The organism is Aeromonas sp. 602396, assembly GCF_049173735.1.
Classification (GTDB): Bacteria; Pseudomonadota; Gammaproteobacteria; order Enterobacterales; family Aeromonadaceae; genus Aeromonas; species Aeromonas veronii_A.
Window position 1 is genome coordinate 450436 of sequence record NZ_JAAKSD010000001.1, and the last position, 12029, is coordinate 462464.

General features: G+C 55.5%; 11 protein-coding genes. 9 read left to right on the plus strand and 2 right to left on the minus strand.

Features of this window, described 5'->3' with window-relative positions:
• Positions 1–6 precede the first annotated feature (6 nt).
• Together pseG and pseF are read right to left on the minus strand one after the other, a co-directional pair.
• On the minus strand, positions 7–1263 hold the full coding sequence (pseG, locus tag G5229_RS02010; protein ID WP_421208235.1) for a UDP-2,4-diacetamido-2,4,6-trideoxy-beta-L-altropyranose hydrolase: 1257 nt from the start codon (positions 1261–1263) through the stop codon (positions 7–9).
• Positions 1253–1948, minus strand: a complete 696-nt coding sequence (gene pseF, locus G5229_RS02015; RefSeq protein ID WP_421208237.1) for a pseudaminic acid cytidylyltransferase — start codon at positions 1946–1948, stop codon at positions 1253–1255. Before pseF ends, pseG begins: the two co-directional genes overlap by 11 nt.
• 164 nt (positions 1949–2112) lie before the next feature.
• Between pseF and G5229_RS02020 the strand changes: the two genes are divergently transcribed.
• The 9 genes from G5229_RS02020 (at position 2113) to G5229_RS02060 (ending at position 12012) form a co-directional block, all read left to right on the plus strand.
• Positions 2113–2649, plus strand: coding sequence for a GNAT family N-acetyltransferase (locus G5229_RS02020; protein ID WP_421208239.1), 537 nt, complete (start codon positions 2113–2115; stop codon positions 2647–2649).
• Positions 2646–2879: an acyl carrier protein gene (locus G5229_RS02025; protein WP_139459750.1), complete on the plus strand. Its 234-nt coding sequence runs from the start codon at positions 2646–2648 to the stop codon at positions 2877–2879. Before G5229_RS02020 ends, G5229_RS02025 begins: the two co-directional genes overlap by 4 nt.
• A complete protein-coding gene (locus G5229_RS02030; RefSeq protein ID WP_421208241.1) occupies positions 2879–3628 on the plus strand; it encodes an SDR family NAD(P)-dependent oxidoreductase in 750 nt (249 codons plus the stop codon). Before G5229_RS02025 ends, G5229_RS02030 begins: the two co-directional genes overlap by 1 nt.
• Complete coding sequence (locus G5229_RS02035; protein WP_421208243.1) at positions 3625–4983, plus strand: AMP-binding protein; 1359 nt, start codon at positions 3625–3627, stop codon at positions 4981–4983. The genes G5229_RS02030 and G5229_RS02035 overlap by 4 nt, the downstream gene beginning before the upstream one ends.
• The gene (locus tag G5229_RS02040) at positions 4980–6035 is read left to right on the plus strand and encodes an acyl-protein synthetase (RefSeq protein WP_421208245.1); all 1056 of its coding nucleotides are present in this window, start codon (positions 4980–4982) and stop codon (positions 6033–6035) included. Before G5229_RS02035 ends, G5229_RS02040 begins: the two co-directional genes overlap by 4 nt.
• Positions 6014–7219: an acyl-CoA reductase gene (locus G5229_RS02045; protein ID WP_421208247.1), complete on the plus strand. Its 1206-nt coding sequence runs from the start codon at positions 6014–6016 to the stop codon at positions 7217–7219. The genes G5229_RS02040 and G5229_RS02045 overlap by 22 nt, the downstream gene beginning before the upstream one ends.
• A gap of 169 nt (positions 7220–7388) precedes the next feature.
• Positions 7389–8360, plus strand: a complete 972-nt coding sequence (locus G5229_RS02050; protein ID WP_227340783.1) for a glycosyltransferase family 2 protein — start codon at positions 7389–7391, stop codon at positions 8358–8360.
• The gene (gene glf, locus G5229_RS02055; RefSeq protein WP_421208249.1) at positions 8357–9538 is read left to right on the plus strand and encodes a UDP-galactopyranose mutase; all 1182 of its coding nucleotides are present in this window, start codon (positions 8357–8359) and stop codon (positions 9536–9538) included. Before G5229_RS02050 ends, glf begins: the two co-directional genes overlap by 4 nt.
• A gap of 113 nt (positions 9539–9651) precedes the next feature.
• On the plus strand, positions 9652–12012 hold the full coding sequence (locus G5229_RS02060) for an HAD family hydrolase (RefSeq protein WP_421208251.1): 2361 nt from the start codon (positions 9652–9654) through the stop codon (positions 12010–12012).
• Positions 12013–12029 lie beyond the last annotated feature (17 nt).

Genomic DNA, 12029 nt, shown 5'->3' on the forward strand with positions numbered 1-12029 from the left:
CTGTGTTCAGATTCCTGTGCCAAGTTGCCAGCCTTGCGGCGCCGGCTGCCAAGGGGCAGGGGGCGCTATCTGCGGTGGCTCGGCAAGATAGAGGGGAAATTGGGAGAAAATTGTGTGCAAGCGATGTGCCAGCTCTTGCCAATCCGCAGGTTGAAGTGGCCGGGTGGCCTGCCATGCCAGCCGCTGGCCTTTCAGCGTCAGGGTGAGCAGCAGTTTGCCATCATGGCGTAGTTGCCACTGTTGGCCATCTGGTAACAGCTGATAATCCGATTGTTGCAGCAACCGGGCGGTGAGCCGATCCAGCCCCAGCCCGTCCACCTGCTGCTGGCCACGGCGGCGGTAGTCGTCTGAGTGTTGTTCAAGCCGTTGCAGAGCTTGCAGCAGTCGCTCAGGCTCGGCCAGCTCGCTCAGGGTCAGCCGCTCGGCAAGCTTAAAGCGGGCGATCACCTGGTCGTTGAACTGCTGGTTGTCGACGATGGGGACTGCCAGGGTCGGCAGGCCGAGGCAGGCCCGCTCCCAGGTCATGCCGCCCGCAGCGCCAATGGCGAAGTCGTGTCGGCTCATCAGGTCGGCCATCTGGTCGCTCTGACGCAGCAAGGTGAGCGGCAGATCGGGCAGTTCGGCAACCCTTTGTTGCAGCTCGGGCCAGAAAGGATTGGCCCCACCGGCTACCAGAGTCCAGCTGACGGTTTTAGCCCATGGCAATCGAGCCAGCGTATTGAGGGTGATGAGGCAGGCTCCGGCCGGATCGGCACCGCCAAAGCAGATGAGGCCACGTTGCCACCGGCTGACCTTTTGGCGTGCAAGCTGGCGATAGGCGGGGCGCAGCAGGGCATAGTCGGTGCCCAGCAGCAGCCGACAGTCGGCAGGGACGAGTGACTGGTAATCGGCTGTGCTGCGTAGTGGCCCCTGATCCAGCAGCAACTGACCATGATGAGGGCGATCGGCCAGATCGTCGATCACCAGCAACTGACCACAGTGGATTGCCAGTGTCTGCTCGATCTGTCGATTAATCTGGTAGTGATCACACACCAGCCACTCCGGGACCAAGGTGGGCAAGGGGCCTGCGTCGTCCAGAGCGCAAAGAGGGTGATGCTGGTGGGATTGCAGCAGTGGCAACAGGTGGGCCGGTAGCTGATGGCAGAGAAAGTGGCACTCGGCGCCAGCCGTTATCAGCCGATCGGCGATGGCCAGACAGCGCATCAGATGACCCAGGCCGATTTCGGCGCCGGCGTCGAGCCGGAAGGCAACCTTAAACGCCATCTTGGGCCAGCACTTGATAGAGCAATTCGGCTAGGTGCCAATCTTCCGGTGTATCGATATCGACCACCCTGTGTCTTGGCAGAATATGGCCGATCCCCTCTCCACCGACGGGGCTGATCCCGCCCAACCAGGCAGCCCGCGTCCCCCAATAGAACTGGCCTGCATCCTGATAGGCAGGCTCCAGATCCTGAGAGCGTTTCGCCATCTGCTCCGGCCAGAAGGGGGTGACCCGGCCCTGCTCATCCATGCGCACGGCGCGCTGGATAGGGAAGCCAAACTCGGCCACGGTATAGACAAATGGTGCCTTGCTTGCGATCAGCCGCTGATAGGCGGCCTTCAGGTCATCGGCCTGGATAAGCGGCACCGTGGCATAGATGCAGCAGTAGTGCTCTGCCTGGATGCCGAGCTGGTCGAGCCGCTGGATGGTGTCGATCACCACAGGGGTGGTACCTGTGTGATCATCGGCGAGGTTGGCTGGCCGCAGAAATGGCACATCCGCGCCCAGTTGACGGGCGACCTTGGCAATCTCCTCATCATCGGTGGAGACCACCACCAGGCTGAAACAGCCAGATTTTTGCGCCGCCAGGATGGCATAGGCGAGCATGGGCTGGCCGCAGAAGGGACGGATATTCTTGCGTGGAATGCGTTTGCTGCCACCCCGGGCCGGGATAATGGCGATGGCCATGATGGGCTCTCTCTGCTGGATTAATGACTGGCCAAAGCCAGGATAATCGATGACAACTCTTTGATTATTTTTGATATTATACTGGTTTTTCTGCTTGTATTATCGATTTTTGCTACGGAATGGCAGCAGTGTGGTCGATAAGAGAGACAGGCAATGAAAAGTGGATGACGTTGAAGATGAGTTATGGCGTTGAGTTACGCCCGATAGAGCCGTGGGATCTTCCTGCCTTGCGACGTTGGCGCAATCAGGATGAGGTGCGAATGCAGATGGTATCCCAGACGCGTATTTCGCCACGGCAACAGCGCCAATGGTTCGCTGCTACCCGTGAGCGGCGGGATCAGCAGCACTGGGTGCTCTGGTGCAAGGGCGTGCGAGCGGGTTACGTCAATCTGAAAGGTGAGTGCCAGGGTAAGCTGCAGGGTCAGGCGATTGCCGATGCGGGACTCTATCTGGGCAACTCGACCGTGCGGCATCCCATGTTGGCCGTTGCTGCTGCCTTATCTCAGCTTGATCAGGGTTTTGATGAGTTGCATATCGGTTGTATCCGCACCTTGGTTCGGGAGAACAATCGCTCGGCCCTGCGTTTGAATGAACAACTGGGTTACCGCCAGATAGGACAAGAGAACGGATTTTTTGCATTGGAACTGCTACCGGCGAATTACTATGCCGCCCGTGAGCGGCTACGGAGATTTTTCAGATGACAATCGCATTGGAACAGGTTTTTGCCGAGGCTTTGGGTATTGATATCGGCAGCGTCAGCGATGGGTTGGCCTACAACAGCATCCCGCAGTGGGATTCCGTCGCCCACATGGGGCTGATTGCCCAGTTGGAGGATAACTACGGTGTATTGCTCGATACCGATGACATTATCGACATGAGTTCGGTCGGCAAGGCGCGGGAGATCCTGGCCAAATACGGGATCGCTTTCTGATGCAGGGGCTGTTGCAGGGCAAACGCGTGTTGATCACCGGTGCCGGGCGTGGCATCGGTCTTGCCATTGCTCGCCTGTTTGCCTCTCAGGGGGCTGAACTGTGGCTGGGAGGCCGTGATGCGGTGGCGATGAGTCAGCTGGCGAGCGCGATTGGTAACGAGTTTGGTGTGCCCTGCCAGCCTCTCTGTTTTGATGTGGCTGATCCGTCGTCGGTCAAGCAGGCCTTTCAACAGCTTTTTACCCAGAGCCGATCGCTGGACGTGCTGGTCAACAATGCCGGCATGCTGGAAGAGGCGTTATTGGGGATGGCGAGCCAGGCCCATCTGCAAAAGACATTCAGCAACAATACGTTTAGCGTGATCTACTGCAGCCAGTATGCCGCGCGCCTGATGCAACGCAGCGGTGGTGGCTGCATCATCAATCTCGCCTCCCTGATGGGGCAAGTGGGAGCGGCTGGGCTCAGCTGCTATGCCGGCAGCAAGGCGGCGGTGATCGGTATTACCCAGTCACTGGCCAAGGAGCTGGCTGCCAGCCAGATCCGTGTCAATGCCATTGCTCCCGGTTTTATTGATACCGATATGGCGCATGCCATCCCGCAAGAGAAGTTTGCCGAGCGGGTGGCCAGCATCGCCATGGGACGGATTGGCACGCCAGATGAAGTGGCCAAAGTGGCCCTGTTTCTCGCGTCCGACTTGTCGAGCTATGTGACCGGGCAGGTGATTGGGGTCGATGGGGGGATGGTGATTTGAACCGGCCTGATTTGCTGACCCATCTGGTTGACGACAATGACGAGCCCGCCTGGCGAGACCCGCAAGAGGGGTGGCTCAGTTATGGTGAGCTGGCTCGGCGTGTGGCGCAGTTGGCCACCACCTATCCTGCTGGCCGCCATTTGGTCTACCTGCCATTTGTGACGTCTACCCTGCATCTGCTGCACTACTTGCTGGCCCTGCGTGATGGCCACGCCATCATGCTGGCCGATCCTGCACAGGATGCCCGGTTGCACAGTGAACAGTGCCAGCGCTTTGGTGTTAGTCTGCGGGTATTAGAGGATGGGGCAGTTGCGCATCTTGGCGATGCGCCTTCACTTCACCCTGAGCTGGCCATGCTGCTGCCGACATCGGGCAGCACCGGTTCCAGCAAATGGGTGCGATTGTCGCGAACCAATCTTGATGCCAATGCCGCGGCCATCGCCGAATACCTGGCGCTGAACGGGCGTGAGCGTGCCATCACCTCGTTGCCACTTTTTTACTCCTTCGGTATGTCGGTGCTCAACAGCCATCTTTTGGCTGGCGCCTCTCTGGTTTCATGCACTGCCAGCCCCCTTGAGCGCCAATTCTGGGATGAGGTCAATCGCTATCAGGTCACCAGCGTGGCGGGGGTACCCTTTACCTTTCAGATGCTAAACCGCTTGCGTTTTGACTGGGCGCGTTATCCCAGCCTGATGACACTGACCCAGGCCGGAGGACGACTTGAGCCGGCACTGGCAAGACAGTTTGCCGAGCAGGCAACTGCACTGGGACGTCGTTTTTTCGTGATGTATGGCCAGACCGAAGCGGCGCCGCGCATCGCCTGGTTGGCGCACGATGAAGTGATGATTGCCCCCGATGCCATCGGCCGTGCTGTACCGGGCGGGCATCTCTCTCTGCGTCATGAGCCCGGCTTTCCTGACGGGGAGGGGGAGCTGGTCTACGAAGGGCCAAACGTGATGCTTGGCTATGCCGAGCGCCCTGAAGATCTGGCGCGTGGGCGTGATATGGATGCGCTCTTTACCGGAGATCTGGCTCGTTGTGATGAGGCGGGCCGCTTCTATCTGACCGGACGACTCAACCGTTTCCTGAAGCTGTTTGGCAAACGGGTGAGCTTGGCTGAAGTGGAAACCTGGTTGCAGGGGAGGGGCTATTCCTGCGCTGCGACCGGCCGTGATGATTGCCTGCTGGTGGCCATCGAGGCAGACGCGTGCCCCAGTGACGCACTGCAGCTGGAGCTGGCCCGCTGGCTGATGGTGCCGCCATCAAGCGTTCGCATTTATCGGCATCATTTGCCACGACGCAGCAATATGAAGATCGATTATCCGGCCCTGTTAACACAATTGGAGCAGCTATGAACAGGCTGTTTGATGCGCCGGTTTTCGGGCTGTCTCAACATGAAAAAAGTTGGTTGCTCCTTGCTCGCCTGAATGAATTGACGCAGCGCCATGCGCAGGGGTGTCCAGCTTTTGCCAATATTCTGTCGGCGTTTGGCTGGGGTCAGGCCTCGACCTATCAAGAGCTTCCTTATCTGGCCGCCCGCCTGTTCAAATTGGCCCAATGGCAGAGCGTGCCGCAAGAAGAGGTATTCAAGGTGCTCACCTCCTCTGGCACTACCGGAACGCCGTCACGGATCGTGCTGGACAGGGAGACCGCCGCCTTGCAGAGCAAGGTGCTGGTGAAGATCCTGCAAGAGTTCGTCGGCAAGCAGCGGCTGCCCATGCTGCTGGTGGAGCAACCCGCCCTGATTCAAAACCGCAGCGGTTTTTCCGCTCGGGGAGCCGGTGCGCTGGGGCTCTCCTTCCTTGGCCGTGACCATACCTATGCCCTCGATGAGCAGATGCGGCCCAACTGGCCTGTCATCGAGGCGTTTTGTGACAAATATGCGGGCCAGCCGGTCCTGCTGTTCGGCTTCACCTTCATGGTCTGGCAATGTTTGCTGGAGCCGCTGCGTGAGCGAGGTCTGCAGCTGCCGTTGACGCACGGCACGCTTTTTCACAGCGGTGGCTGGAAAAAACTGCAACACCTCGCGGTGGATAATCCGGCTTTCAAGCAACGTTGCCATGAACAGTTGGGGTTGAGTCGGGTGCACAACTTCTATGGCATGGTGGAGCAGGTGGGGTCGGTATTTGTCGAGTGTGAGCATGGCCATCTTCATGCTCCCCTCTTTGCCGATCTGCTGGTGCGGGATCCGCTGACTCATCGACCGCTCGGGGTCGGCCAACCCGGCTTGCTGCAGGTGATCTCTGCCATTCCCCAAAGTTATCCTGGCCACAGCCTGCTGACCGAGGATCTCGGCGTGCTGCTGGGGGAGGATGATTGCCCCTGCGGCCGTCGTGGCCGTTATTTTCAGGTATCAGGACGTCAGCAAGGCGCCGAGGTGAGGGGATGCAGCGACACTTTCCAGTGAGCCGATCAGATGTAGAAGATGCCATCTGGCAAGCGGGGCCAGAAGTCGCCTTCGTGGCTCCCGTCAGCGGTTGGCAAGGTTTTGTCACTCGCCCGTTGCCAAGCTTTGCGCCCGTCATCTGCGACTTTGTGGCTGCGCTCTCTGCACGTCTGCTGAAGGAGGGGCGAGAGAACCCGGATCTGGCCGCCTTTGGCTTTTGGTTGCGGCCGCGCCAGATTGAGGTACAGCGCAAACACATGGCAGGGCGTGCACCCTTGGGGATGGTTTTTCATCTGGTACCCTCCAACGTGCCGACCGTCGCGTTCTACTCCTGGATCATGGCGCTGCTGATGGGCAATGGGTCCGTGGTACGTCTCTCATCGCGCATCGACCCGGTGCAAGAGGCCATGCTGGCCATCCTGAACGAGCTCTTCTCTCTGCCCGAGTGGCAAGAAATTGCCTCCCGTACCCGTTTTATCCGCTATGACCACGACGAGGGCATCACCGCCTGGCTGTCGGCCCGGTGTCGGCTTCGCATTATCTGGGGAGGTGATGAAACCATCAGCCGGGTACGGGCTATTCCGCTCTCACCCCGCGCTCAGGAAATCGTGTTTCCGGATCGCCGCTCCATGGCGGTGTTGGATAGCCAATGGCTCGCCAACCTGGATGCTGCTGCGTGGCGGCAAGTGGTCGCGGCTTTGCAACAAGACTTTACCCGTTTCAATCAACAAGCCTGCGCCTCACCCACTACGATTTGCTGGTTGGGCACTCCCGCCAGCACGTTGCGCCGTCGTCTGCTCGAAGGGATCTTCGCCCCATTTGCAGATAATCCCTCCCTGATGATGGAACGCCTTATCAATAGTCAACAAAATGTCGCCCATGATGGCCAGATGCAGCTGGACACCTTTTCTGGCGTCACCTTATTGACTCCCACCGCCTCTTTGCGGCTTGCACACATCGGAGGAGGTACAGTCGCCGAATTTGTTGCCGATAACCTTGATGAGTTGCTGCTACAGCCTTGGGATATGCAGACCTGTGTCTGGGCTGGCCCGGATAAAACGCAGCTTGAGCATGCGCTCCTGGTATCGCCAGGTTGTCGTATCGATAGGGTGGCAAGTCCGGGACAGGCGCTGGCATTCGAATGGCTCTGGGACGGCATCGACATGCTAGCCGCCTGCAGCCGTCGGCTTGCCCGCATTGAATAGTGGATGCCAGGTCACATAAATCAAGTCATATCAATCAATTAGCTTGGTCAGGCACAGCTCTTGCAGTAATTATTGTGATGAAGGGCAGGAAAGGTTGACAGAGACCGTGCGGTAGCCTTGTCCATTTTCTTTGTTTTGCTTCTTTTTTACTCAAACCCTGGGTTTCCTTATGAAAATCAGCGTACTGGTGCCGGTATACAACCTCGGGCGCTTCATTGAACCTTGCCTACTTAGCCTGCTGGAACAAAAAACGAATTTCGAATTCGAGGTGATCGCCATTGATGACGGCTCGAGCGATGACTCCTGGGCCATTATGCAGCGGTTGGCGTTACAGTGGCCTCGGCTACGGGCACTACAGAACGCGCAAAATATGGGGTTGGCTAAAACCCAGAAACGCTTGTTGAGAGAGGCGAACGGCGAATATATCGCCTATGTCGACGGGGATGATCTGGCCCTGCCGGGCAAGCTGCAGCGTCAGGCCGATTATCTGGACGCGCATTCCGGTTGCACCCTTTGCTACCACGAAGCGGAGATGTTTGATGATGAGACCGATGCTCGGATCAAGCTCTTCACCCGCGATTATTACAATGCTCGCTATCTCGAACTAGTGATGACGCGGGAGGCATTAATCCGCTTCGGGGTGTTCGTCAATGCCAGTTCCATTATGTTTCGCCGTTATGAAGGGATGGAGAACGCTATCGATGAGGGGTGCAAGATCATCCTCGATTATCCCTGGCATATCTTGAACCTCTCCCACAATCCGGGGACGCTGGATTTTATCCCCGAATTATTGGGCCGCTATCGCTTCCATACCCAGAGCTTTGGCGGGCAAACCCGCAAATCGGCTGAACGTCGTGAACAGTCGCTGCGCGATTTGCTGCGTGCCTGTGACAATGCGGCGGCATTCGGTGCTGATCCCGTGATCATTGCTCAGGGGCGTGCCCATCACTACTACTCTGCCGCGCTCTACTTTTTGCGGCAGGATGATGTCGTGCGCTTCACTCAGCTTATCGAGCAGTCGGTCGATGCTGTGGCAAGGCTAGCCCCGGGTTGGTTCTTCGACGAACGACATCAGTTGGCATGGGCAGAGCGGGCCCATCCCGCGCGTGTCATGCAGCAACTGTTTGGAGATAGAGCGTGAGCTATCAGGCGATCGTCATCGGCGCTGGGCTTTCGGGTGCCGTCATGGCTGAACGAATGGCCAGCCAGCTTGGCTGGAAGGTGCTGGTGCTGGAACAGCGCGATCATCTCGGGGGTAACTGCTTCGACGCGTATGACGAGCACGGCGTGCTGATCCATCGTTATGGGCCACACCTGTTCCATACCGACAAGCAGGAAGTCTGGGATTACCTGTCGCAGTTCACCGAGTGGTTGTCTTATGAGCATCGCGTGCTGTCACGGATAGATGGTCAGTTGGTGCCCATCCCGTTCAACCTGACCAGCATTGAACGCTGCTTTCCGGCGGAGAAGGCAGCGGCCATGATTGAGGCCCTTCAGGCCAGATTTGGTGAGGGGGCCAGAGTGCCCATCATGGCACTGCGGCAGGAAGCTGAGCCTCTGCTGGCTGAGCTGGCCCAGTTCATCTATGAGCGAGCCTTCGTCAACTACACCAGCAAGCAGTGGGGTGTATCGCCAGAGCAGGTCTCGCCCGAGGTCACTGCGCGCGTGCCGGTTGTCGTCAATCGTGATGACCGTTACTTTATTGATCCCTGGCAGGCGGTGCCCGCGCAGGGTTATACCGCCATGTTCGAGCGCATCTTGGCGAACCCCTTGATTGAGGTGAGGCTATCCATTCCCATGGGGTCCCGCGTCTGTCTGGATTGGCAACAGAAACGGATACTGCTGGATGGCGTGCCCTTTGCCGGGCCCTTGGTCTATACGGGGATGCTGGATCAGCTGATGCCGGCGGGGCACGACGGCTTGCCGTACCGTTCACTGCGCTTTGAGCACTGTCATCTGCCGCAAGCTCAATTTCAGCCGGTGACCACGGTCAATTATCCGAATGAAGAGGCCTATACCCGCATCACTGAATTCAAGCATCTGACGGGGCAGCAACATCCCGGCACCAGCATCGTTTATGAATACCCCTGCACCTATGTGGCCGGGCAGGGGCTGGAGCCTTACTACCCGCTGTTTACCGATGCAGCCAAACAGCATTATCAGACTTGCCGCGATGAATTGGCCGAGTTCCCGCAACTGATTGCTTTGGGCCGCCTTGCCGAGTATCGCTATTTCGATATGGATGATGCAGTGGATAACGCGCTGAACAATTTCTCTCAATTGGTTTCCGATGCCTGTTTTGCCGTTTTAAATAAGTAATGAATATAATCTATTGCAGAGATAGATATTTTCATTCCGCAAAAGTATTCGAGTTTTTGAGTGTGAATGCTTTTTATGTGATTTCTTTTATTTTGATGCATGTGTAGGTATATATGAGTCATTATGCGGTGATGTCTCCCGAGTTGCGTGATTTACTAGAAAATAGCCAGTTTCTAACTGCTCTTGATCAGTATCTTTGCATTGATAAAATAACACATATTTCATTGGATGTTTTTGATACATTATTGCGTCGTGCATGTGATGAACCCTCGTGGGTTTTTGAGGAAGCAGCGAGACGGTTGCTAAATAGAGGTCTTAATCTGCCAATAGAGGCAGAAGATTATAGATTTTGCCGCCTCGAGGCTGAAGCTCGTGCTCGCAAACTAATTTCAGGTGAAGAAATTAGTTTTGACGATATTTTTGAACAGCTGCCTTTTAGTGATGAAATTAAGGCGGTGCTTAAAGTTGAAGAGCTGAAAGTAGAACGAGAAGTTCTTTATCCAGACCCGATTATTCAAGAAGTTTTGGTACGTGCACAACGTAAAAATAAACAGATTGTTTTTATTTCCGACATGTATTTGCCAGAAGTTTTTTTGCGCGACTGTATTTCAGAAAAATGCCCTGAAATTTCTTATAATTATCTGTTTGTTTCATCAAGTGTTGGGTTGACCAAGCAGAGTGGCGCTCTCTTTAGCCATGTAATTACTCAGATAAAGCTGAAACCAGAGCAAGTTTTGCATATCGGTGACAATCCCAGGGCTGATGTGCAGTCGGCACGGCAACATGGTTTGGCTTCATTGCATTTTGATATCCCAGAGAATCTGTCTGAGGTGTTGGAAAACGAGAAAGTTTATCGGGTAAATGTGCCATCGACCATGCAACATGCCAGGAAGCTGGCCGTCCTGTCGATGCCACAACAGCTTTCCGAGGAGGAGCAATTTTTCTACACATATGGCGCCTTCATCCTTGGACCCGTCCTGACGGCATTTGCCAAGTGGGTTCTGCAGTCAGCCAAACGACTGCAGGTAAAAAACATTTTGTCGCTGATGCGAGAGGGCGGGATCTTTGCTGCCTGTATCAACCGCCAGGTCGATTTTCAATCACAGCAGTACCCAGATATACGCTGTCAGACCTGTTATGCCTCACGCAAGGCAACCTATTTGCCCGCGATAGATGATAGCCAAGTGGAAGAGGCTGTTTCCCAGACCTTGATGCGCCGCAATTACACCGTTCGTGACTTTTTCAATGAATTTGGTGTTCAGGATGTCAGGTTGGCATCCTTTCTTGACACGCCACTGGCGCTTTTGGATCAAATTGCCATCGATGGGCAAGATGGTCTGCAACTGATGGCTGAAGTGTTTGAGCAAAATATCGAGCAGATCAAGAGCAGTATTCAGCAAAGCAGGCTGGACATGCGAGATTATTTTGTTGGCTTGACGGGAGATGCTCCCTATCTGCTAGTCGACTTGGGTGGCGGTGGGACGATTCCCTCTCAAATTAGCAAGGCCATGTTGCAACAGCCAATGAGCAGTCTGTTGCTCTACTGTAACCATAGAGGCAGCAAAAACTCCGTTATCACGCCGATCAGTGCCTTTATTCCGGTGCGTAACGATACCATAAAGGGGATCAAGAAGATTGCCCGTTCACCAGAGATTTTTGAAATTGTTCTCGTTGGTTTGGAAGGGAGCACACTGGGGTATCGGCGCACAGCGGAAGGGAAAGTTGTGCCGCGACAGGCAGAGGTTCGCTACAGTGTCCAGCATCAGCAAAATATCCGGAGTTTTGAGGCTGGAGTTAATGCCTATCAGTTATGGGACCAGTCGCTGGGCATCGCCGAATCCGATTTGAGTGAGCGCATCTCTTTTTTACGCATGATGGAGCGTCTGGTCGAGTGTCCGGTATCGAGCGAGGTGCACTATCTTGGTAATCTGGTTCATGAAGACAACTTTGGCTCGGAGCGTAGTTACAAGGTTATTAATTCCTCCGGGTTGGCGCGGATCCACTCAGAAGGAATAGAAACCTTCTATCGCAAGTTCAGTAAAAACATGTCTTATGGTGAGCGTTGGTTGGCTTGGCCACAAGGTTCCCTGAGTCGGCTGGATCCTGATTTGATGATGGATTTTGTCGGCTTACGCGATGCACGTTATAAGCATGCCCAAGCGATCGATAGACTTCTGGAATTGATGCAAAGTCAACATGCCACCGAAGTCATAGTGTATGGGGCGGGAGAATTCTTTGAGTGTCTGGCACCTGAACTGATTAAAAAAAGCATCCGTATCCGTACCGTGATCGATAAAAAAGCCAACTTTGGACACTACCAAGTGATGGGATATGACGTTATATCATTATCCGAGTGCTCAATTCCATCTGGTTCTGTACTGATTGTCGCGTCCGCCTCCTTTGTGGACGAAATAAAACGAGACATCTTTGCGACTATATCCAGCCAAGATGTGACCATATTGTCATTGAATTGAATTCCAAGGAAACCGAC